This window comes from Bacillus cereus group sp. Bc031, from assembly GCF_027716265.1.
Taxonomy (GTDB): Bacteria; Bacillota; Bacilli; order Bacillales; family Bacillaceae_G; genus Bacillus_A; species Bacillus_A paranthracis.
The window spans coordinates 1-22521 of the sequence record NZ_JAQFUL010000033.1; the positions used below are offsets into that span (position 1 = coordinate 1).

Sequence of the window (22521 nt, forward strand, 5' to 3'; positions counted from 1 at the left end):
TTTTCTCTCATTATACAAGAAAGACCCTATAGAATAGACTTTTTTTTAAGTGTCTATTCTATAGGGTACATTTTAACCTGCGTCCTCTTTTTTAGGTTATTCTGTTGAAATTGACTCAATAAAATAATAACAAATATTATTTTATAAATAAATAACTTAATATTTAAATTTACAAATAAAAAATATTTGTCTTATTATTTTAATATATTTTCCACAAAGATACATATAGTATTGAAAAAACAGAGAAGGAGAAGCTTCTCTGTTTTATTTTTGTATATTTTTTTCGACTTGTTCTCGAACAGTTTGAATGTAATTCATTTTATGATCCCAGCATTCTTGACTTAAATCGACAGGGTACTCTTCAGGATTTAAAGTTCGCATATACTCTTCCCAAAATAACGCGAGACTCTGTTCATTGTATTTTTGAATATCCAATATGTCAGGTAGTTCATATGTTCTTTCACCGTTAACGAAAATGTCTTTATGCAGTTCGCGCGCTTCAAAGTTTGTTACAAATTTACTTATATACGTGTGAACAGGGTGAAACATTTTTAAGCGTTCTTCTTTTCCTGGTTCTTCACAATCTAATGCAATATAATCGCCTTCTGCATGATCATTAACTCGGTTGATAATGCGATAAATTCGTTTTAGTCCTGGAGTAGTGATTTTTTCCGGGTTAGATGAAATTTTAATTGTATCATTTAACTTTCCATCAGTATCTTCAATCGCAACGAGTTTATAAACAGCCCCTAATGCTGGTTGCTCAAAGGACGTAATCAATTTTGTTCCAACGCCCCATACATCAATTTTTGCTCCTTGAGATTTTAAATGCATAATGGTGTATTCATCTAAATCGCTAGAAGCAATAATTTTTGTATTTGTAAACCCGGCTTCATCTAGTAGTTTTCTTGCCTTTTTAGATAAATAAGCCATATCACCACTATCGAGGCGAATGCCATAAAAATCGATGCGATCCCCGAACTCTTTTGCCACGCGAATTGCATTTGGAACACCAGATTTTAATGTGTCATATGTATCAACGAGAAAGACACACTTTTTATGAGTTTCAGCGTATTTCTTAAAAGCAACATATTCATCACGATAAGCTTGAACAAAAGAGTGCGCATGTGTGCCGGCTACAGGTATTCCGAAGCGTTTCCCAGCCCGTACGTTACTCGTAGATGAGAAACCACCGATAAAGGCAGCACGTGTACCCCAAAGGGCTGCATCGAACTCGTGGGCACGTCTTGTGCCGAACTCTAAAAGTTCATCGTTATTTGCAGCGTGCTTCATACGAGCTGCTTTTGTTGCAATTAATGTTTGGTAATTCACAATGTTTAACAGGGCAGTTTCAATAATTTGTGCTTCGCCAAGCGGTGCATCAACACGTAATAAAGGCTCGTTATTAAAGACAACTTCACCTTCTCGCATACTACGAACCGTACCAGTGAATTTCATGTTTTGTAAATAATGAAGGAATTCTTCTTCAAATTGCAATTCTGCTAAATAAGCGATATCGCTTTCGGTAAAGCTGAAGTTTTCTATGTACTCTACAATTTTTTCAAGACCGGCAAAAACAGCATAACCGTTCTCGAATGGAAGCTTTCGAAAGTATAAATCAAACACCGAGCGGCGATTGTGAATACCATCTTTCCAATATGTATAAGCCATATTAATTTGATATAAATCTGTATGTAAGGCATAGCTATCGTCTTTATAATAAGTCATCGCGAAAACACCTCCATAATTTGGTTATAGTATACCAATTTTTCACCGCTTGTAGCAAAGAATGGATATGAAGGTGTAGTCAAGAGGGAAAAAAATGAAATAATGCATATTTTTTAGAAAATTAACATTTATCAATTTATATTTCTCAAGATTTTATGTATTATTAGAGTAATGGGGGTAAATGAGAATGGAGGAGGACAATGCAACAAACATTAGAAAAAATAGGCAAACAAGTCTTTTACAAACGGCTACAGCAAAAAATGACACAAGAAGAATTATGTCAGGGCATTTGTTCTGTCTCATACTTAAGTAAAATCGAAAATGGAAAGATCGAAGCATCAGAAGAGATTCTACAATTGCTCTGCACAAGATTAGAAATTGCCGTGACGGATTTGAGAGATGTAGAAGAAGATGTGAAGGTGAAGTTGGATGAATGGTTGAATGCATTAGTTCATTTGGACAAGCCACAAGTAGAACGCATATATGAAGAATTGCAAGGTGAAATGAAGCATGTTTTGGATTTTGAAATTATAAATTATTATAAACTGCTTTATACGCGTTATTTAATTATGAAACGAGATTTTCCTGCTGTTGAAGAAGAATTAGAGAGATTAAAAAAGATGTACAAAAAGTATTCGCCATTTCAGAAATTATTATATACGTATAGTAAAGGTCTATATTATTTTTTACAACATAAATATAAGAGGGCATTGGAATACTTGACTCGAACAGAAGTAATGGCAAAGGAACAAGGTTATCACGAAAATGGAATATATTTTAATTTAGCTCTTGTTTATAATGAATTGGAAGTTGAACATATGACTTTACATTTTGCTAATGTAGCAATGGAAGGATTCAAGAATGAATATAAGTTTCGTTATGTGATAAATTGCCAGTTACTTATTGCATTGAGTTATATACAAAAAAAACAATATAATGAAGCACTATCTATTTATAATAATATTTTGAGGGAAGCAAATTCTTTTGCCGATAAAGAAAATATAACAGCCATTGCTTTAAATAATTTAGGCTTCCTGTACTACAACTTAAAAGATTATGCAAAAGCTAAAGATTATTATTTGCAATGCTTAAAGTACAAGAAGGAAGAGGATTTAAATTATATTGATGCAGTGTATGAAATCGCTTTACAGTGTATTGAATTAAAAGAATTTGAAGAAGCGAAAGATTGGATTGATAAAGGGATAGATATCGCGAAGAGGGATGAAAAGTATAAAAGTATGCTATATATACTTTTAATGCTTAAGCATAAATACTTTGAAACTAAAGATGTTTATAAAAAGTTTTTAGAAGTTGAGGCAATCCCATTTTTTAGAGGCGAAGAAAATAAAAAAGAATTAAAACTGGTTTATTTAGAACTAGCAGGATACCACGAAGAATTATTAGAGTTTAGAGAAAGTAATAATTATTATAAATTAGCAATTAATTTATTAGAAGAAAAGGGAGGAAAATAGTATGAAAAAGAAAATAATTATTGGTGCTTTAGCTTTGGTAGCTGTACTGGTGGTATTGGAACCGCAATATGCTTGGACATCGGATATCTATGGTCAAGGAGAAAAAGTAGTTGAATTGGTAAATTCTTAATAAAAAGCCCCTTTCCAACCGGAAAGGGGTTTTTCAATATTTGTTCCTCAAAATTCTACAAAACTTGAGAAAAAAATTAATTGAATTTTTAGTATATTAATAGTGGAAACATAATGCTAATATGAAACTACTCTTTTTCAAAAAATAATTTATTAGGGGGAAGGTTCATGAAAAAGAAAAGTTTAGCATTAGTGTTAGCGACAGGAATGGCAGTTACAACGTTCGGAGGGACAGGCTCTGCATTTGCAGATTCTAAAAATGTGCTCTCTACGAAGAAGTACAATGAGACAGTACAGTCACCGGAGTTTGTTTCTGGGGATCTAACTGGGGCAACTGGTAAGAAAGCAGAATCTGTTGTGTTTGATTACTTAAACGCAGCAAAAGGTGATTACAAGTTAGGGGAAAAGAGTGCGCAAGATTCTTTCAAAGTGAAACAAGTGAAGAAAGATGCTGTAACTGATTCAACAGTATTACGTTTGCAACAAGTATATGAAGGAGTACCTGTATGGGGTTCTACGCAAGTAGCTCACGTAAGTAAAGATGGTTCTTTAAAAGTATTGTCTGGAACAGTTGCACCTGATTTAGACAAAAAAGAAAAGTTGAAAAATAAAAATAAGATCGAAGGCGCAAAAGCAATTGAAATTGCACAAAAAGATTTAGGGGTAACACCTAAATATGAGGTAGAACCAAAAGCGGACTTATATGTATATCAAAACGGTGAAGAAACAACATATGCATACGTTGTAAATTTAAACTTCTTAGAGCCAAGCCCAGGAAACTACTACTATTTCATTGAAGCAGACAGCGGTAAAGTATTAAATAAATATAATAAATTGGATCATGTAGCAAATGAAGATAAATCACCAGTTAAGCAAGAGGCACCTAAACAGGAAGCGAAACCAGCTGTAAAGCCTGTAACAGGAACAAATGCAGTGGGTACTGGTAAAGGTGTATTAGGAGATACGAAGTCGCTTAATACAACGTTATCTGGCTCATCTTACTACTTACAAGATAATACGCGCGGAGCAACGATTTTCACATATGATGCGAAAAATCGTACTACATTGCCAGGAACATTATGGGTAGATGCAGATAATGTTTTCAATGCAGCGTATGATGCAGTAGCGGTAGATGCTCATTACTATGCAGGTAAAACATATGATTATTATAAAGCTACTTTTAATAGAAATTCTATTAATGATGCAGGAGCACCATTAAAATCAACAGTTCATTACGGAAGTAAGTATAACAATGCGTTCTGGAATGGCTCTCAAATGGTATACGGAGATGGTGATGGTGTAACATTCACTTCATTGTCTGGTGGAATTGATGTAATTGGCCATGAATTAACGCATGCTGTTACAGAGTATAGCTCAGATTTAATCTATCAAAATGAATCAGGAGCATTAAATGAAGCTATTTCAGATGTTTTTGGTACTTTAGTAGAATTCTATGATAACCGTAACCCAGATTGGGAAATTGGTGAAGATATTTATACGCCTGGTAAAGCAGGAGATGCGCTTCGCTCTATGAGTGATCCAACGAAATATGGTGATCCAGATCATTATTCTAAGCGTTACACTGGTACTAGTGATAACGGTGGGGTTCATACGAACAGTGGTATTATTAACAAACAAGCTTATTTATTAGCAAATGGCGGTACGCATTACGGTGTAACTGTAACTGGTATTGGTAAAGATAAGCTAGGTGCAATTTATTACCGTGCAAACACACAATATTTCACGCAATCTACTACATTTAGTCAAGCGCGTGCTGGTGCAGTACAAGCTGCAGCTGATTTATATGGTGCGAACTCTGCTGAAGTAAATGCAGTTAAGCAATCATTTAGTGCTGTTGGTATTAACTAACGATCTAAAGGATAGCTATTAATAAAATACCTCAAAAATAAAGAAGGAGCCTATGCTCCTTCTTTATTTTTTTCTCCATTTTTTCCACAAATAAAACAATCCAATAGCGCCCACGATTGTTACAATCCACTTCGCTTCATTTGTTCCGTTCATGACATGATAAGCAGAATATACCTCGATTAATAATGCCGGTATTTTACCTATTGTACTGGCAATACTGAAGGATAGTAATGACATTTTACCTAGAGCTGCAAATAAAGTCACGATACTAGACGGAATGAAAGGAATGAGGCGGAACGATAGGACGAGTAGAAAGGCCTCTCTACCCTCTACATAAAGTAGGCGTTCTACCTTTGGATACTTATTTACTTTGCTGTGAGTGAATTTCTGAAGACCTATACGATAAATATAAAACGAGATAATAGCCCCTAACGCCTCACCAGCGATCGAAATAATAGTTCCATTTGCTACACCAAAGAGCTGTATGTTAATAGCGGTCAAAAAAATACTAGGGATAACACCTAAAAGACTAATGACTATGTTGATTAAGATACTAAGTGGAATTGCGATTGAATAATAGTCTGTTAAGAAGTTTTGAATTGTTTCAGCCATTGTTTAAAATCCTTTATCTTTTTTTGCATTACACCATATTTCCATTGTGTAGGCAAGTACAAATTTACATAATGTAGAAAAACGTTGATAAAACACCATTAATATACCTTATATAGGTATTGGGTATATATGATGAGGGGTATATTTAAATGACTTAAAAAACACCAAATAAACCCTTTATTTAAAGGCTTTATTTGGTGTTTTTATAGGTGTTTAAACTTGGGAAATAATTGTGAAAACATAGGGGTATATTTATAAAAAGTCAAAAATAGCGGTTTTATGAAAAATAGATGAGGAATTTGAAAAATGTGTATGTTTTTTCGATGTGAAATTGACTTTTAGTGAAGTTACGATAATAATCATGAAAGAGGTGATATGATGAAACGAATAAGTAGTCTTTTCGTGAGTAGTTTATTGGCACTCATGCTGATCTTAAGTGGATGTGCAGGAAAAGAACAAAAAACAGAGAAACAAACAGGGAATCAATCGGCATCAGTAGAAAAAATTAGTGATAATATTTTAGATGAAATGGAAGGGCCACCTAAAAATGGTCATACGATTGAAAGACATGTAGGCAAATCAGAAGAAGATTTGAAGAATCGCTTGAAGACAGATAAAGTATCCGCAGCAAGTACATACTATGACAAGGAAACAGCGACGAAAGCTGTAAAAGATAGTTTGAAGCAGCATGATAAGGAAATTCAAGATTGGTTAAAAAATTCTAAAGAGGCTCGTCTCGTATTAAATACAACACATTCATTCCCGGTTGGAAAAACGGTAATAAAGAAAAATATGAATGTAAAAGACAAGTTAGTAAAAACTGTTACTGTTTTAGCGAGAGATAAGTCAGGGGATTTAGGATATAAGATCATTACTTCTTATCCATCTGATAAATAAGAAGGGGGAGTAAATATGTATACGACATTACAATATTTTTTCAAATCGTATTGTACGTTAAGTATCCATGAAGATGAAATAGTAGGCGTGATGGAAGAGTTTATAGAGCAAGAAGACGAAGAAATTGTTTTGAAATTACGCGATGAATTATTATATATGAAGAAAAAGGATGCTTGGGAAGAGGCGTGCGTATTAGCTGCGAAGCAAGGAAATCGTATGTGGTCGTTAGAAGAAACGAAAGACCATCTTGCAACCTTTTTATTATTATTGCAAAAGAAAAAGGCGTGAGTAGATCACGCCTTTTTTGTTTGATAGTGTCTTATTGTTTTGGAGCGCTTTTATATACGCTTTTTGAAATTTGCCCATTAGATATTACTTCACCGTTTTGTGTAACTTTTTTATATGTAACTGCTGTTATTTTATCATTAGTTCTACTAATTACTTGAGAAGAAACTTCAACATTTTTACCAGTATTTGTGCCGAAAATACGTGTAGTAATACTACCTCCATTTGAAAATGCTTGAATATAAATATGATTGCCTGTATTGTTTTTAAATTTTAAATCTGGACCATAATCTGCTACTGCTGCATCTTGCCCAAGTGGTAAATAATTTACGGGCATAGAATGGTTGCTTCGAGAAACAATTCCTAAATCTGCTCTTAAAGCTGCGCTATATAAAGTACTACTCACTTGGCAAACGCCTCCGCCTGCACTTTGTATAACTTTCCCTTGTGAATATACAGCTGCGGATTTATAACCATGAGCAGCATCCGTTACGCCAACGCGGCCATTAAAACTAAATGTTTCATCAGGTGCGACAATCACTCCACTTAAAGTATTAGCTGACTTATTTACGTTAAAGGATTGATTCCCATTACGGCCAGCCATTGGAGTTGAATATTCAGCAATTACTTCTTTAATCCCCATTTTCTGTATATCTTCTGTAGAACGTTCAGGCTTTAATAGTGTAACGGGTAATGTAACGTCAGATGTGCCAGAAGTAATGGCTTGCCGCGTTAAATCAGTTAACTTTTCTTTATCGATTTTTTCTCCATTTTGGCTTTGGCTAATATTTACTGTAGTGCCTTCAATACTTAATTCTGCATTAACAGGATTTTTTAATGTTTCATTATATTTATCCTTCATAAAGCTTTTATAAGCAGTTGTATTTAATTGAGGTGTTAATTTATAGTCACGTTTTAATTCACCGTTTTCAGCCTGCTTCCGCATTTTGTAACGATTCATTGCATTTCCTTCTTGTTCTTTAAAGATTTTGTCGATAACATCTTTTTCTTTATAATTTATCCCTAAATCTTTCCATGTGTAAGTTTGTTTATCATTTTGGAATATGTAAGTAAGTGATTTTTGATCTAACTCAGTTATCTTTTGATTAATAATAGCTTGAATATCTTTTTTATTTTTTTCATCGAGAGAAATACCTTCAAATGTAGTATTGGGTAATGCAGTAGTATCTAATTGATTATTCAGTTTGGATACATATTGATATCCACCAATACCGCCTACACAAAGTAATATGCCTCCAGTAATTGCAGAACCGATCAGTATTTTACTTAGCTTCATTTATTTCCCCCCAGAAATTTTTGTATAAATATATGTATTACATTTTTTGTATAAAAATGATGAAAATAACATTATGTACGTACTAGTATACTATTATTTTCATTGTGTGTGTAATGTTTTTATAAAATATGTTACACTGTTGTAATGATTGTCTCTTTTTGTCACAATATGTACGAGAAATATGTTGAAAATTATAATAAAAAGGCTGTCTAGAAAGTTCTAGCAGCCTTTTTATTATAATTTTTTATGTTCATTTTTATTCGTAACACCGAGATGTTCTTGTAGTGTTGTCGAAATATTATCGACGCTTTTTTCGTTTGGAACGTAATAATAAATACCACCTATATATTTATCAGTACCTTCTACTTGCAATTTGTCCATTTTTAAGTTTGAACCCATTGAATTTTTCGCAATTGTCATCATATCATCAAAAGTTAAATTTGTTTTTAAGTCTTTATCAACAGCGTCTAATAAACCACCGATTTTATTAATGGAATTCAGAGATAATGCCTTTTCAGCAATAGCTTCTAAAACAAGCTGTTGTCGTTGACCGCGCATATAATCACTATCGATATGACGAGTTCTCGCTAGTGCCAGTGCTTCTTCTCCATTTAAATGTTGACGTCCCTTTTTAAGGTGAATTGCATCTGCTTCATCTTTACTATTTTGTTCTGTGAACTCCACTGGAACATCTACAGTAATCCCACCAAGGGAATCAACAATTTTGATAAAGGATTTAAAGTTGAATTTTACATAGTAATCAACTGGAACATCTAAAAAGTTCTCTACCGTATCAATTGTGCTATCTACACCACCGAATACGTGCGCATGTGTAATTTTATCGTATTTATCACGTGATTTAATATAGACACGTGAATCACGTGGAATACTGACAAGCTTAACAGATTTATCGTTTTTATTAATGGTTGCAAGTAATAGTGCATCTGTACGAGTTGCTTTCCCATAATTCTTGTCTCTAATATCACTTTCATCAACACCCATAATAAGTATGGAAATGTTGTCAGTCATAGGTTTAACGGCTTTTTCACGTTTGCTGGATTTGTCTCCGCGACCAAGTTCAGAATAGGCATTATTTAAAATTGATTTTGCTTTACTGTATATATGGAAGGAGTAGCCTCCTGCTCCAAGTGCTATAACCAGTAATGGAATAAGAAGGAACCAAAGTAGACGTTTTTTCTTTGAGCGTCCCTTTTTGGCTCGAGTATCTTTGTGCATATCGGATTTCATCATTTTTTCTCCTTTAAAACTATCAAAGTATATACATCTAGAAGCGCATTCAAACACATAAAAAATATTGTACGCTAAATAAAAGCGATTGTACATGTATAAAAAATAGATGTCTTGATTATTTATAAAGACATCTATTCGTTATTGTATACAAAAGATAAGGAGAAGAAAATGATAAAATTTTACCTAATTACAACATAATGCTTACGATAATTGCAGATAAAATGCTAACGAGAGTTGCTCCGTATAGTAATTTAAGGCCAAATCTAGCAACGACGTTTCCTTGTTCTTCGTTTAATCCTTTTACCGCACCTGAAATAATGCCGATAGAAGAAAAGTTAGCAAAAGAGACGAGGAAGACAGAAATAATACCAACTGTACGAGGAGAAAGGCTATTAGAAATTTTACTAAGATCCATCATTGCTACAAATTCATTCGTTACAAGCTTCGTTGCCATAATGCTACCAGCCGCGACAATTTCAGAACTTGGTACACCGATAAGAAACGCAATTGGTGCAAAGACGAATCCGATTAATTGCTGGAAAGTAATGCCGAATATAATGAGGAATAGATCATTAATGCAGCTAATTAATGCGACGAATCCGATAAGCATAGCACCGACAACGATAGCTACTCGAAAGCCATCTAGAATGTATTCTCCAAGCATTTCAAAAAAGCTTTGCTTTTCGCCTTTTATTTCTAAAATATCTTCATCATCTTTCACGTCGTAGGGGTTAATAATCAGTACGATAATAAAACCGCTAAATAAATTGAGAACGAGTGCGGTTACTACATATTTAGGTTCGATCATTGTCATATAAGCACCTACGATAGACATAGATACAGTTGACATGGCAGATGCACAAAGTGTATAAAGACGGTGTTTTGGAATTTGAGCTAATTGTTTTTTGACCGTAATAAAAACTTCTGATTGGCCGACAATGGCAGATGCGATAGCATTGTAAGACTCTAATTTCCCAAGACCATTTATTTTGCTGAGGAAGTAACCGATCCAACGAATGAAAAATGGTAGTATTTTGAAATGTTGCAATATACCAATTAAGACGGAAATGAAGACAATTGGTAATAAGACAGTAAGGAAAAATGGCATTTCACCTTTATTGGCAAGGCCGCCAAATACGAAGTTTATACCATCAGCAGCATACTCGAGTAGCTTTGTAAACAGACTGGAAATGATCCGAATAAGTATGAGACCGATTTCTGTATTTAATAACAAATAGGTTAAAATTAACTGTATAATAAGCATGATGAAAATAGGTTTAAATTTAATATGTTTCTTATTGTTACTAGCAATATAAGCAAGCAAGAAAACAACGATAAGTCCCACGAAAAAAGTAATAAATTTCATAGTAAGCCCCCTAAAAGAGATATTCTGCTATATATGTTTTTCATTTCAAGAGAGAATATGCATCTTTGGTAAAGAAAGGAATAGAGAGTATGAATATATGTAGAGTGCACCACGTTGCAATTATTTGTTCAAATTATGAAGTGTCAAAGGATTTTTATACTCGAATATTAGGTTTTAAAGCGACAAATGAAGTATATAGGAAGGAACGAGATTCTTATAAGTTAGATTTATGTGTAGGAGAAGAGTATCAAATTGAATTATTTTCATTTCCAAGTCCGCCTGAGCGCCCGAGTTTCCCAGAAGCGGCTGGACTTAGACATTTAGCATTTGCTGTTACAAATATAGAAGAGGCTGTGAAGCATTTACGCCAATGTGGTGTTAAGACGGAATCAATCCGTATTGATGAAATAACGGAGAAGAAATTTGTCTTTTTCCAAGACCCTGATGGTTTACCTTTAGAATTGTATGAGGTTTGAAATTGGTGAATTTTATATAGGGTTGCTTTTGAGTAAATGAAGAAACTAAAGTGAAACTTCTTTTTTAAAGGAGGTGTCACTTTAGCTAAGAAGGCTAAAGGATATATGTGGATATTTTAAAATTACTGATGGTAGTCATTCTTATTGCATTAACAGGTTTTTTTGTAGCTGTTGAGTTTGCAATTATTAAGGTGCGTAGCAGTCGTATTGACCAACTCGTTAGTGAGAAACGACGAGGAGCATTGGCAGCAAAAAAAGTAACTTCAAATTTAGATGAATATTTATCAGCATGTCAGTTAGGTATTACAATTACCGCTTTAGGGCTTGGGTGGTTAGGAGAGCCGACCATAAAACATTTACTCGAGCCGTTGTTTTTAAAACTGCATTTATCTCCTGCAATTTCCAGCACAGTTTCATTTATTATTGCCTTTGCAGTGATTACGTTTTTACATGTTGTCATTGGTGAACTTGCTCCTAAGACGTTCGCCATACAAAGGGCAGAGCAAGTTAGCTTATTATTATCGAAGCCACTTATTTATTTTTACCGAATAATGTATCCGTTTATTTGGGCTTTAAATGGTTCAGCAAGGCTTGTAACAGGGTTATTCGGATTACATCCGGCTTCTGAACATGAAGTTGCTCATTCGGAAGAAGAATTACGGTTAATCTTATCTGAGAGTTATGAGAGCGGAGAGATTAATCAAAGGGAATTTAAATATGTAAATAATATTTTTGAATTTGATAATAGAGTGGCAAAGGAAATTATGGTACCTCGTACGGAAGTTGTAGGTTTATATGAGGACGAACCATTTGAAACACATATTAAAATAATCGCACAAGAAAAATATACGAGGTATCCTGTATTTGGTGAAGATAAAGATGAAATCATTGGGATGGTTAATGTAAAGGATTTATTTATTCGTTATATGGATGGTAATCGGGACGAGGAGTGCTCGATTATGCCATATACAAGGCCGGTCATTGAAGTACTAGAAAATATTCCAATTCATGATTTACTATTACAAATGCAAAGAAAACACATTCCATTAGCTGTGTTGTATGATGAATATGGTGGTACAGCTGGGATTGTTACATTAGAAGATATTTTAGAAGAAATTGTTGGGGAAATTCGAGATGAATATGATGAAGATGAACACCCGCCTATAGAGCATATAAGTGAAGGGTGTAAAATCGTAGAGGGGAAAGTGCTTATTAGTGAAGTAAATGATTTATTTGGCATACACTTAATCGCTGATGATGTAGATACAATTGGTGGATGGATTATGGTACAAAAGCAAATCGTTGCTGAAGGAGATATTATTGAAAAACACGGCTTTTCTTTTAAAGTTCTGGAAAAAGATATGCATCAAATTAAACGAGTGGAAATAAAGAAGGGAGAAGAATGATTTTCTATAAAAGGTATATATAGAAAATTAAATGTTTGCGCTTTCAAAAAAGGTGCTATATAGTGAAGGTGGACACTGAAAAATTCTTCTGAATGATACTCGTATTTTTAGAGGGCGAATTTTTTAAATAGGGATTTAGAATGAAAAGTATAGGTGATGAAAATGATAGCAACGAAGGATATACGTATAGAAAAAGATTTTTTAGGTGAAAAGGAAGTACCAAGTAGAGCTTATTATGGTGTACAAACATTACGTGCGGTAGAAAACTTCCCGATTACAGGATATCGCATCCATCCGTCACTCATTACGGCAATGGCAATTGTGAAAAAAGCGGCGGCACTTGCAAATATCGATACTGGTTACTTAGCGAAAGACATTGGGCACGAAATTGCAGAGGCAGCGCAAGAAATTGTTGATGGGAAATTTCATGATCAATTTATCGTAGATCCAATTCAGGGCGGTGCTGGAACTTCTATTAATATGAATACGAATGAAGTAATTGCTAATCGAGCGTTAGAACGTATGGGATATGAAAAAGGCGAGTATGCAAAAATTAGCCCAAATACGCATGTAAACATGGCTCAGTCAACGAATGATGCGTTCCCAACGGGAATTCATATTGCAACTCTTATGATGTTAGAAGAACTTCTTATTACAATGGAAGAACTTCATGCTGCTTTCCGTGCAAAAGCAAACGAGTTCGATCACGTCATTAAAATGGGACGTACGCATTTACAAGATGCTGTTCCGATTCGTCTTGGACAAGAATTTGAAGCGTATAGCAGAGTGCTTGCGCGTGATATAAAAAGAATTAAACAATCCCGCCAACATTTATATGAAGTGAATATGGGGGCGACAGCTGTTGGTACGGGATTAAATGCAAACCCTACCTACATTGAACAAGTGGTTAAACACTTACGAACATTTAGCGGATTCCCACTGGTTGGTGCAGAGCATTTAGTTGATGCAACGCAAAATACAGATGCATACACAGAAGTATCTGCAGCGTTAAAAGTATGTATGATGAATATGTCTAAAATTGCGAACGACCTTCGTATTATGGCATCTGGTCCACGTGTTGGATTGGCGGAAATTCAATTACCAGCTCGTCAGCCAGGTTCATCTATTATGCCAGGTAAAGTAAATCCTGTTATGGCAGAAGTAATTAATCAAGTCGCTTTCCAAGTAATTGGTAATGATCATACAATTTGCTTAGCGTCAGAAGCAGGACAACTGGAGCTCAACGTAATGGAGCCTGTGCTTGTATTTAATTTAATTCAATCTATTAGTATTATGAATAACGGATTCCGTGTATTCCGTGAATATTGTATTAAAGGAATTACAGCAAATGAAGAACTGCTGAAACAATATGTTGAGAAAAGTGTTGGAATTATTACAGCAGTTAACCCTCATATTGGTTATGAAGTAGCATCTCGCATTGCACGTGAAGCAATTGAAACAGGAAAATCTGTTAGGGAGCTATGTTTAGAGCATGGTGTACTGACAGAAGAAGAATTGGATATTATTTTAGATCCATTCGAAATGACGCATCCTGAAATTGCTGGAGCTTCTTTACTAAAGAATAAGAAGATGTAATGTAAAAAACACCGATCCAATTTGGATCGGTGTTTTATTTTAAAAGATATTAAATACAGCGTTTAATTGAAGTAAGCTAATGATAGCTAAGAAGATTAGACTGTATTTCATTGCTGTTTTAAATAGGGCAGATTCTTTACCAACTAGTCCAACTGCTGCACAAGCAACTGCTACAGATTGTGGTGAAACCATTTTTGCCATTGTACCACCTACTACGTTTAATGCAACAAGAGTAGAAGGAACGATGTTTAATTGATCTGCAGTTACTGCTTGAAGCGGTGCGAATAATGAACCACTTGATACTACTGAACCTGTAATGAATACGCCAATCCATCCTAAGATTGGAGAAAGAACTGGGAATGCATTACCAGTAGAAGAGAATGCAAGTCCAAGTGTAGATGACATACCAGAGTAGTTTTCCACGTAAGCTAAAGCGATAACACTACAGATTGTATACACTGGAGCTTTTAGTTCTTTTATTGTTTCAACCATTAATTGTTTAACCATTTTACCTTTTACGCGGTACACGATAAGTGAAACGATAATCGCTAATACGATTGCAGTAGTTGTAGATGAGAATACATCAAATTTGAAAACAGCTGCGAAAGGTGTATCAGCTTTTGTAATTGGTGTAGTTTTCATAACAGCGTTATGAAGACCAGGGAATTGAATGTTAAATACTAGGTTTGCTAGTGCGCCATCCGGAGCAAATAAGGCTTTAATTGGTTTTAAATTAAAGATTGTTACGAATGCAGTTAAGAATACGAATGGAGACCAAGCATATAAAATTTGATTGAATGTATGTGATACTTTTTCTTCTTGTTTTTCTTCTTTAGCAGAAGATTTTGGCTGCCAAACACGTAAGAATAATGCAAGAGAGATCATACTTACAACGGCTGCGAAAATATTAGTAAGTTCTGCACCTAAGAAATAAGTTACAACGAACTGAGTAATTGCGAAAGAAACACCACTTACAAGAATACCTTGCCAAGTTTCTTTAATACCTTTCATTCCATCGACCATTGAAACAAGTAAGAAAGGTAATACAATACTGATGAATGGTAAAATAAGAACAGTTTGACGACCGATAGTTAATGCATCTAGCTCAGTTAATTGTGCTGGTACTGTAACTGGGATACCCATAGCACCCATAGCACCACCAGCGATGTTTGCTACTAAACAAATACCTGCTGCTTTTAATGGATTAAAGCCCATACCTACAAGTAGTGCAGCTGTAATAGCAACTGGAACCCCTAGACCAGCTGCGCCTTCTAAGAAAGCACCGAAAGAATAAGCGATTAATAATACTTGTAAGCGTTGATCATTTGTAATGCTTGAAATACTATCACGAATGATGTTGAATTGCTCTGTTTTAACAGTTAATTTGTAAAGGAAAATTGCTGCGATAACAATAGTACAAATTGGATAAAATCCAGATAAAATACCGAATCCGGCAGATGCTACAGCTACTGTTGCTGGCATTTTATAAACAAATATAGCAAGAATAATAGCGACAATCACACTGTAAAGACCAGCGATATAACTTTTCATTTTCAGTCCCATTAAACAAATGATGAAGCAAAAAATTGGAAGTGCTGCGATTAGAGCAGATAACCAAATATTGTTTAATGGGTCATAAATTTGTGTCCAAGTACTCATAATAATGACAACTCCTATCTATTATATGTGAAGAAATTCACATTATTTGTGAAACTATTCACAATCAACTTACATGCTTAGTATATTCTCCTTCAACACTATTGTCAACGTAAAAAAGTATAATTATTCCATAATAGTGTTAAAAGAAATGCTTTGTTCATAAAGTCGACAAAAAGCCCACTCAAATCTATTCGAGTGGGTGAGATAAATTATTTGCATATTCTTTTCTTGTAGTTGTTTATACATTATTGATACTACAGCTCTATAGTAGAGACCGTCTTTGTATCGAATATAGAGCTGCAGAATGTACCGTTTGTCCTATTTGATCAAGTCAGGGGTGGGACATTAAATGTACTTAATAGGAAGTGTTCCATCATAGTTCAAGCGATTGAATATTAATTAAAAAGTAATAAGTTAATATTTAATATTACGGCAGCTCTTTTTACTGAAAATTCCTTTTAGCGTAACAAAGAGGTTAAATATAACCCAAATACGTTACGATAGGTTATCAAGTATAGACGGTATTTTACAATATCATTACTGCACGTTGCAATGAGGTGAAAATATAACAAAAAGCCTGATAAAACAACGTTTGCAAGCAAAGTATTTGCAGTCCGTTATTTTGCTTTTTCGTTATATCATATAGTATAATATTCAAAATCAGCAAGGAATTTTTCCTGAGTTCTTTGCTGGTTAAGGTGGAAAAAATTTTCAGCTTTATAGGTTGATAAAGTTATGTCGTAACAGGAAATATAAGAACAGATATATAAATAAATAAAAAGAAAATAAAAACGAAAATGAGGGGAACTTTATGAGCCAAAATCAATTTGAATGTCATATTTCAGAAGAAGATGTACAAATGTTAAGAGCGTTAGCGCATCCGTTGCGTCTACGCCTAGTAATGGAACTAATGCAACGTGGAACATGTAATGTAACACAATTACAGGAAGTGTTAGAAATTCCGCAATCAACAGTTTCGCAACATTTAACGAAATTAAAACAAAATAAAGTAGTACGCTTTGAACGACGAGGACTAGAAGTGTATTATCAAATTCATAATGATAAAGTAAGTGAAGTAGTAAAAACATTATTTTCTTAAAATTTGAATATTATGGAAAAAGACGTATGGGATATACGTCTTTTTTTATTTGTCAGAAAGGTAACATGAGAGAAAATGTTGGAATGTAAGGAAGAAAAGGCTATTAATTAACATGCTGCTATATGGAATATATTCTAAAGGGAAAAGAAAAGATAGAAAGGAGTGTAGCAAGTAAAAGGAGGAATGGTAGTATGGATGTAAAACGTGTGAAACAAATTTTATCTTCTTCAAGTAGGATTGACGTTACATATGAGGGCGTACCAGTATGGATTGAGAGCTGTGACGAGCAGAGCGGGGTTGCTCAAGTGTATGATGTATCTAATCCTGGAGAAAGCGTTCACGTGAACGTGACGGCTTTAGAGGAGAAGTAATAGAAAAGACGCTTCTGATTTTAGAAGCGTCTTTTTTTGTATTATTCCATCATACTCGCAACTTTTTTAGAGAAGAGAAGGAGTACAAGTCCTAAGACGATAACGATAATGCCAATACTTACAAATACTTCAAGGTATCCTAATGATTGTGTAAAGGAAGCAAGTTTACCAGCTAACCAGTTAGCCATACCTGAACCAGCTAACCATACACCCATTAGTAATGATGCTAATTTAACAGGTGCAATTGCACTTACCATTGATAGACCGATTGGTGATAAGAATAGTTCTCCAATTGTATGGAACATATAAGTGATAACGATGAATAATAAGTTTGCTTTAACAGTTATATCAGCTTCACTACTTCCAGTTTTTAGAACCGCTAATGTTAAAACAAGGTAACCTATACCTAGTAAAATCATACCAAATGCCATTTTTGTTGGTATTTTTAAATCGCCACGCTTTGATTTAGAAAGTTTTAACCATAGCATAGATACGAATGGTGCAAGTAGTACGATGAACGCTGGATTAACGGATTGGAACCAAGATGTTGGAATTTCCCATCCAAAAATTGTACGATCAACAAATTTATCTGTATAAAGTGTTAAAGAACTACCAGCTTGTTCAAAGCCTGCCCAGAAGAATACTACGAAACAAGTTAAAATTACAATTGCCCAAGTGCGGTTTTTTTCTTGTTTTGTTAAAGGTTTCTTTTCGACTGCAGGTTGATTTTTTGTTTTTTTACCAACAACTGTTGTTCCTGCTGTACCAAGATAGCGAGGAGCTAATAAGTTGAAAACAATTTGTCCAATAATCATACCGATACAAGCTGCTAAGAATCCGTATTTATATCCCATAACCATAACGCCATCAACGCTTGTTTTAAAGAAATCTTCTGCTAAAAATCCACAAATAAGTGGAGCGAAGAAAGCACCTACGTTAATACCCATATAGAAGATAGTAAATGCACTGTCACGACGTGAATCATTTTCACTATACAATTCACCTAACAGTGTAGAAATATTTGGTTTGAAGAACCCATTACCAATAACTAATAGTATTAATCCTAGAAATAGTCCTGTTTTTGTATTCATTGAGAATAGTACAAAGTTGCCAATTGCCATAATAATTCCGCCGAGAGTAATGGCATGACGTCTTGTAATATAATGATCCGTTAGCCATCCACCTATAATTGGCATGAAATATACTGCCGCTGTAAAAGTACCATATAATTGCACTGCAAACGCCTTATCAAATCCTAACCCGCCACTAACCGCAGCAGTCGTTAAATAAAGAACTAAAAGGCCACGCATTCCATAATAACTAAATCTTTCCCACATTTCTGTTAAGAACAACAAGTACAATCCTGGTGGATGTTTTTTTGGTGATTGTTGCTCTCCAGCTTTGTCTAATTTTAAAGCTGCATCCATTTTTGTTTCCCCCTAATCCTGTATAACGGATATTTATGTAATCATTTTAATTTACAAAATATTTAGAAGTCAATAGAATTATATGGAAATAGAAAGAAAATTTCTAAAAAATTTCTATTGTTCCTCGACCGTTACTGTATTTTGCCCTGAAAACGAGATGATAAGCGTTTTCAAATGTAATAATTGAATTCTAAAAGAAAATAAAATAGTGATTAATCAGAAAAATTAGATTAAAATATTTATTCTGATATAGAGAAAATATATTCTATTTACTTTTATAATATAACATATTGGGAATAAAAATACAAAACGAAATAATGTGACATTTAAGTGAATTGAAAAATAACCAGCTCCACAGAAGGGGAGCTGGTTAAGGAAATACTATTTAACAAAGCGTTTTTCAATATCATCTAATAGTAAGTTAGCAGCCATTACGCCACCAGCTGTATTCCAAATCACATCATCAACTTTGTATGCTTTACCATTTTTCACTGCATTTAAGTTTTTAAATAGTGGATCATTGATATATTCTTTTTCTAATTCAGAGCCTTTTTTCTCGTTTCCTTTATCGAATGTGAAGTAGAACAATACATCGCCATCCATTGCAGAAATACGTTCTTTGGATACGTTACGCTCTGCGAAGTCATCTTTATTTTGATCGCCAGGACGTTTAAATCCAAGTTCTTTTAAAATAACACCAGAGAATGTATCACCATGATAAATACGAACATCACCAGGCATGAAGCGAACCATAGAGATTTCTTGATTTACTTTATCACCTAGTTTGGCTTTTAAATCTTTCATACGTTTATCGTAATCAGCTAAAACCTTTTGGCCTTCTTTTTCTTTATTTAATGCTTTCGCATAAAACTTGAAGTTATCTTTCCATTCACCGCGTAATGTTTCAGAGAACACAGTAGGTGCAATTGCTTTTAGTTGCTCGTACACTTTTTCGTGACGCATTTTGTTACCGATAATTAAGTCTGGTTTTAAAGAAGCGATAGTTTCTACGTTCACTTGTCCTTCATCACCAACAACTTTTACATCTTTCATTTTATCTTTAATATGTGGATACCATGGATCACCAGTCCAAGACTTTACAGCTCCAACTGGTTTCACACCTAGTTCAAGTAAAGCTTCAGTTCCTTCGTTTGTTAAAATAACTACACGTTTTGGATTAGCAGGAACTTCTGTTTTACCCATTGCATGTTCCACAGTAACCATTTCTTTTTTTGTATCTTCTTTTGTATCTTCTTTCGTATTTGATTTTCCACAAGCGCTTAAAAGCAGAGAAAATGCTAATAAAAATACAAATAATGTAAACGATTTCTTTCGCATGAAATTCATTATGTACCCCCTACATATTGAGAATTTTTTTCAATAGCAAGCATGATATTAAGCCTTTATCTTTTGATTGTCAATACATATGGTGAAAATAATTCTCATTTCCGTTGACAATGAGAATTAAGTTGAAATACACTTACAACGTATCATTATACACCGAAGGGGAAACGCTGCATGTTATTAAAAACAAATCGAGCAAAATGGATTGGATTATTTGTTGGAATCATTGCAGTCATTACTTGTATTTGGGGAAGTATTATTTTCGGATATACAAATACGAGTTGGAATTTAGCGTTAGATGCTTTTTTCTATTTTAATGGGTCCAATGAACATATTATTATTCAAAATGTGCGTCTACCAAGAGCATTAATTGCAGCGAGTGTTGGTGCTAGTTTAGCCATTGCAGGTTGTCTTATGCAAACTTTAACGAAGAATCCACTTGCTTCTCCAGATTTTATTGGATTAAATTCAGGTGCTGCTTTCTTCATAGTTGTAGCAATTGTTATTTTTTCCGTAACATCACTATCAGCTTTCACGTGGATTGCCTTTTTGGGGGCAGCAGTTGCAGCTGTACTTGTATTTGCTTCTAGTTCTTTAGGAAAAGAGGGGACAACGCCTCTTAAATTAACATTAGCGGGGGTCGCAATTAGTGCGTTATTTTCATCATTAACACAAGGATTACTTGTTTTAAATGAAAAGGCGCTTGAAGAAGTATTATTTTGGCTTGCCGGATCTGTGCAAGGAAGAAAGTTAGAAATTTTACAATCTGTATTCCCGTATTTATTAATAGGCTGGATTGCATCTATTATGATGGCAGGGAAAGTAAATACATTAATGATGGGGGAAGACGTTGCAAAAGGACTTGGGCAAAGAACAATTTTAATGAAATCATTCGTGTTACTTATAATTGTCCTGTTATCTGGTGGTTCAGTTGCTGTTGCTGGTCCAATTGGATTTATTGGAATTATTACCCCGCATTTTTCTAGATTTCTTGTTGGAGTAGATCACAGATGGAGAATACCGTATAGCGGCTTGTTAGGTGCAATACTATTGATTTTAGCTGATATAGCAGCAAGATATGTCATTATGCCACAAGAAGTACCAGTAGGAGTTATGACAGCATTTATTGGTGCGCCGTTCTTTATTTATATTGCACGTAAGAGAGGGCTTAGCAAATGAAGAAGTATATTCCGTTTCGTATAGGAAAAGGCGAGCTCTCGTTTTTAATGTATAAACGAGCTTGTCTCGTCTTATTCAGTTTACTAGTTGTTTTAATAGGATTATTTTTTGCGAGTGCAGGTATGGGAGACATGAAAATTGCTCCTTATGATGTATGGCAAGCGATCACTGGAAATGGCGATGCGATGGCAAATATGGTTGTAAATAAATTTCGTATGCCGCGTATTTTAATTGCTATTCTTGTAGGAATCGCACTTGCGGTAGCAGGATGTATTTTACAAGGTCTCGTCCGAAATCCACTTGCTTCTCCTGATATCATCGGGATTACAGGTGGTGCAAGTGTTGCAGTTGTACTGTTTTTAGCTATATTTAGTGATAAAAATAATGCGCTAACTGTAAGCATTCATTATATGCCGTTAGCAGCCTTTGTTGGGGCAACGATTGTAGCGCTTTTTGTATATTTATTTGCATGGAGAAATGACGGGTTATCGCCGATTAGTCTTGTTTTAATTGGTGTTGGGTTTTGGGCATTAACGAAAGCGGCAACGACTTTGTTTATGTTATTAGCGCCAATTTATCAAGCGAGTCAAGCGAATGTATGGATTACGGGTACTGTTTACGGTTCTTCATGGCAAAACGTCATGGTACTTGCGCCGTGGGTTCTCATTTTAACGGTAATATCATTTATAGCTGCTAGACATTTAAATGCGCAAGAGCTAGGGGATGATATTGCGGTAGGACTTGGTGTTCCTTTAACGAAGTCACGCATATTCATGTTATTACTGAGTACAGCTTTAATTGGTGGAGCAGTTGCCTTTGCTGGAGGAATTGGATTTGTCGGTTTAATGGCACCTCATATTTCACGAAGACTAGTTGGTTCTTTATATGGTGCATTACTCCCGGTTGCGGCTATTGTCGGTGCGATTTTAGTACTTGCTGCAGATTTAATTGGGCGTACAGTTTTCACCCCACTTGAAATTCCAGCAGGGGTATTTACATCAGCAATTGGCGCACCTTATTTTATTTATTTACTTTATAAAAGTCGGAATTCATAAAGG

The 22521-nt window shown here is 34.6% G+C and carries 20 protein-coding genes; 12 read left to right on the forward strand and 8 right to left on the reverse strand.

Annotated elements, in window-relative coordinates; all coding sequences use genetic code 11:
- Positions 1-264 precede the first annotated feature (264 nt).
- Entirely contained in the window at positions 265-1728 is a 1464-nt protein-coding gene (locus PDQ33_RS14475; RefSeq protein ID WP_076872108.1) for a nicotinate phosphoribosyltransferase, read from the reverse strand.
- 200 nt (positions 1729-1928) lie between these two features.
- Here PDQ33_RS14475 and PDQ33_RS14480 point away from each other — a divergent pair, with 200 nt between their 5' ends.
- The 3 genes from PDQ33_RS14480 (at position 1929) to PDQ33_RS14490 (ending at position 5198) form a co-directional block, all read left to right on the forward strand.
- Positions 1929-3200, forward strand: coding sequence for a tetratricopeptide repeat protein (locus PDQ33_RS14480; RefSeq protein ID WP_163073021.1), 1272 nt, complete (start codon positions 1929-1931; stop codon positions 3198-3200).
- A gap of 1 nt (position 3201) precedes the next feature.
- Positions 3202-3330 (forward strand): NprX family peptide pheromone, encoded by a 129-nt coding sequence (locus PDQ33_RS14485; RefSeq protein ID WP_000726843.1) that lies wholly within the window; start codon positions 3202-3204, stop codon positions 3328-3330.
- A 167-nt stretch (positions 3331-3497) separates the two neighbouring features.
- Positions 3498-5198: a M4 family metallopeptidase gene (locus tag PDQ33_RS14490; protein ID WP_076872413.1), complete on the forward strand. Its 1701-nt coding sequence runs from the start codon at positions 3498-3500 to the stop codon at positions 5196-5198.
- Positions 5199-5261: 63 nt separating this feature from the next.
- Here PDQ33_RS14490 and PDQ33_RS14495 read toward each other — a convergent pair whose 3' ends face one another.
- Positions 5262-5810, reverse strand: coding sequence for a TVP38/TMEM64 family protein (locus tag PDQ33_RS14495; RefSeq protein ID WP_000852207.1), 549 nt, complete (start codon positions 5808-5810; stop codon positions 5262-5264).
- Positions 5811-6188: 378 nt separating this feature from the next.
- Between PDQ33_RS14495 and PDQ33_RS14500 the strand changes: the two genes are divergently transcribed.
- Both PDQ33_RS14500 and PDQ33_RS14505 read left to right on the forward strand, forming a co-directional pair.
- Complete coding sequence (locus PDQ33_RS14500; RefSeq protein WP_000822717.1) at positions 6189-6707, forward strand: RNase A-like domain-containing lipoprotein; 519 nt, start codon at positions 6189-6191, stop codon at positions 6705-6707.
- A gap of 15 nt (positions 6708-6722) precedes the next feature.
- Positions 6723-6995, forward strand: coding sequence for a hypothetical protein (locus PDQ33_RS14505; protein ID WP_000288788.1), 273 nt, complete (start codon positions 6723-6725; stop codon positions 6993-6995).
- Positions 6996-7026: 31 nt separating this feature from the next.
- Here PDQ33_RS14505 and PDQ33_RS14510 read toward each other — a convergent pair whose 3' ends face one another.
- From PDQ33_RS14510 to PDQ33_RS14520, 3 genes are all read right to left on the reverse strand, one after another.
- Positions 7027-8289, reverse strand: coding sequence for a VanW family protein (locus tag PDQ33_RS14510; RefSeq protein WP_076872415.1), 1263 nt, complete (start codon positions 8287-8289; stop codon positions 7027-7029).
- Between the two features lie 234 nt (positions 8290-8523).
- The gene (locus PDQ33_RS14515) at positions 8524-9537 is read right to left on the reverse strand and encodes an LCP family protein (RefSeq protein ID WP_000834035.1); all 1014 of its coding nucleotides are present in this window, start codon (positions 9535-9537) and stop codon (positions 8524-8526) included.
- 190 nt (positions 9538-9727) lie between these two features.
- Entirely contained in the window at positions 9728-10906 is a 1179-nt protein-coding gene (locus PDQ33_RS14520; RefSeq protein WP_000668867.1) for a NupC/NupG family nucleoside CNT transporter, read from the reverse strand.
- An 89-nt stretch (positions 10907-10995) separates the two neighbouring features.
- Here PDQ33_RS14520 and gloA2 point away from each other — a divergent pair, with 89 nt between their 5' ends.
- The 3 genes from gloA2 to aspA all read left to right on the forward strand — a co-directional run bounded on the left by gloA2 (position 10996) and on the right by aspA (position 14384).
- Entirely contained in the window at positions 10996-11382 is a 387-nt protein-coding gene (gloA2, locus tag PDQ33_RS14525; protein WP_002092770.1) for an SMU1112c/YaeR family gloxylase I-like metalloprotein, read from the forward strand.
- A 107-nt stretch (positions 11383-11489) separates the two neighbouring features.
- The gene (locus tag PDQ33_RS14530; RefSeq protein WP_000353303.1) at positions 11490-12788 is read left to right on the forward strand and encodes a hemolysin family protein; all 1299 of its coding nucleotides are present in this window, start codon (positions 11490-11492) and stop codon (positions 12786-12788) included.
- 162 nt (positions 12789-12950) lie between these two features.
- Complete coding sequence (gene aspA / locus PDQ33_RS14535; protein ID WP_000562152.1) at positions 12951-14384, forward strand: aspartate ammonia-lyase; 1434 nt, start codon at positions 12951-12953, stop codon at positions 14382-14384.
- 39 nt (positions 14385-14423) lie between these two features.
- On the opposite strand, the gene PDQ33_RS14540 is transcribed toward aspA, so the two are convergent.
- Positions 14424-16043 carry an L-lactate permease gene (locus tag PDQ33_RS14540; protein ID WP_270755989.1) on the reverse strand — a complete coding sequence of 540 codons (1620 nt, stop codon included), beginning with the start codon at positions 16041-16043 and terminating at the stop codon, positions 14424-14426.
- Between the two features lie 811 nt (positions 16044-16854).
- On the opposite strand from PDQ33_RS14540, the gene PDQ33_RS14545 reads away from it, so the two are divergent.
- Together PDQ33_RS14545 and PDQ33_RS14550 are read left to right on the forward strand one after the other, a co-directional pair.
- Positions 16855-17142 carry an ArsR/SmtB family transcription factor gene (locus tag PDQ33_RS14545; RefSeq protein WP_000081427.1) on the forward strand — a complete coding sequence of 96 codons (288 nt, stop codon included), beginning with the start codon at positions 16855-16857 and terminating at the stop codon, positions 17140-17142.
- Between the two features lie 191 nt (positions 17143-17333).
- The gene (locus PDQ33_RS14550) at positions 17334-17513 is read left to right on the forward strand and encodes an acid-soluble spore protein H (protein ID WP_000382683.1); all 180 of its coding nucleotides are present in this window, start codon (positions 17334-17336) and stop codon (positions 17511-17513) included.
- A 41-nt stretch (positions 17514-17554) separates the two neighbouring features.
- Here the strand turns inward: PDQ33_RS14550 and PDQ33_RS14555 are convergent, their stop codons facing one another.
- Positions 17555-18940 carry a peptide MFS transporter gene (locus PDQ33_RS14555; protein WP_270755992.1) on the reverse strand — a complete coding sequence of 462 codons (1386 nt, stop codon included), beginning with the start codon at positions 18938-18940 and terminating at the stop codon, positions 17555-17557.
- A 381-nt stretch (positions 18941-19321) separates the two neighbouring features.
- Positions 19322-20287 (reverse strand): ABC transporter substrate-binding protein, encoded by a 966-nt coding sequence (locus PDQ33_RS14560; RefSeq protein ID WP_001010248.1) that lies wholly within the window; start codon positions 20285-20287, stop codon positions 19322-19324.
- A gap of 171 nt (positions 20288-20458) precedes the next feature.
- On the opposite strand from PDQ33_RS14560, the gene PDQ33_RS14565 reads away from it, so the two are divergent.
- A complete protein-coding gene (locus tag PDQ33_RS14565) occupies positions 20459-21463 on the forward strand; it encodes a FecCD family ABC transporter permease (protein ID WP_270755995.1) in 1005 nt (334 codons plus the stop codon).
- Positions 21460-22518 (forward strand): FecCD family ABC transporter permease, encoded by a 1059-nt coding sequence (locus tag PDQ33_RS14570; protein ID WP_076872621.1) that lies wholly within the window; start codon positions 21460-21462, stop codon positions 22516-22518. The genes PDQ33_RS14565 and PDQ33_RS14570 overlap by 4 nt, the downstream gene beginning before the upstream one ends.
- Positions 22519-22521 lie beyond the last annotated feature (3 nt).

Bases quoted from the DNA above. Each gene is read 5' to 3' on its own strand.
- PDQ33_RS14475 (WP_076872108.1), bottom strand. From the start codon at position 1,728: ATGACTTATTATAAAGACGATAGCTATGCCTTACATACAGATTTATAT.
- PDQ33_RS14480 (WP_163073021.1), top strand. From the start codon at position 1,929: ATGCAACAAACATTAGAAAAAATAGGCAAACAAGTCTTTTACAAACGG.
- PDQ33_RS14485 (WP_000726843.1), top strand. From the start codon at position 3,202: ATGAAAAAGAAAATAATTATTGGTGCTTTAGCTTTGGTAGCTGTACTG.
- PDQ33_RS14490 (WP_076872413.1), top strand. From the start codon at position 3,498: ATGAAAAAGAAAAGTTTAGCATTAGTGTTAGCGACAGGAATGGCAGTT.
- PDQ33_RS14495 (WP_000852207.1), bottom strand. From the start codon at position 5,810: ATGGCTGAAACAATTCAAAACTTCTTAACAGACTATTATTCAATCGCA.
- PDQ33_RS14500 (WP_000822717.1), top strand. From the start codon at position 6,189: ATGAAACGAATAAGTAGTCTTTTCGTGAGTAGTTTATTGGCACTCATG.
- PDQ33_RS14505 (WP_000288788.1), top strand. From the start codon at position 6,723: ATGTATACGACATTACAATATTTTTTCAAATCGTATTGTACGTTAAGT.
- PDQ33_RS14510 (WP_076872415.1), bottom strand. From the start codon at position 8,289: ATGAAGCTAAGTAAAATACTGATCGGTTCTGCAATTACTGGAGGCATA.
- PDQ33_RS14515 (WP_000834035.1), bottom strand. From the start codon at position 9,537: ATGAAATCCGATATGCACAAAGATACTCGAGCCAAAAAGGGACGCTCA.
- PDQ33_RS14520 (WP_000668867.1), bottom strand. From the start codon at position 10,906: ATGAAATTTATTACTTTTTTCGTGGGACTTATCGTTGTTTTCTTGCTT.
- gloA2 (WP_002092770.1), top strand. From the start codon at position 10,996: ATGAATATATGTAGAGTGCACCACGTTGCAATTATTTGTTCAAATTAT.
- aspA (WP_000562152.1), top strand. From the start codon at position 12,951: ATGATAGCAACGAAGGATATACGTATAGAAAAAGATTTTTTAGGTGAA.
- PDQ33_RS14540 (WP_270755989.1), bottom strand. From the start codon at position 16,043: ATGAGTACTTGGACACAAATTTATGACCCATTAAACAATATTTGGTTA.
- PDQ33_RS14545 (WP_000081427.1), top strand. From the start codon at position 16,855: ATGAGCCAAAATCAATTTGAATGTCATATTTCAGAAGAAGATGTACAA.
- PDQ33_RS14550 (WP_000382683.1), top strand. From the start codon at position 17,334: ATGGATGTAAAACGTGTGAAACAAATTTTATCTTCTTCAAGTAGGATT.
- PDQ33_RS14555 (WP_270755992.1), bottom strand. From the start codon at position 18,940: ATGGATGCAGCTTTAAAATTAGACAAAGCTGGAGAGCAACAATCACCA.
- PDQ33_RS14560 (WP_001010248.1), bottom strand. From the start codon at position 20,287: ATGAATTTCATGCGAAAGAAATCGTTTACATTATTTGTATTTTTATTA.
- PDQ33_RS14565 (WP_270755995.1), top strand. From the start codon at position 20,459: ATGTTATTAAAAACAAATCGAGCAAAATGGATTGGATTATTTGTTGGA.
- PDQ33_RS14570 (WP_076872621.1), top strand. From the start codon at position 21,460: ATGAAGAAGTATATTCCGTTTCGTATAGGAAAAGGCGAGCTCTCGTTT.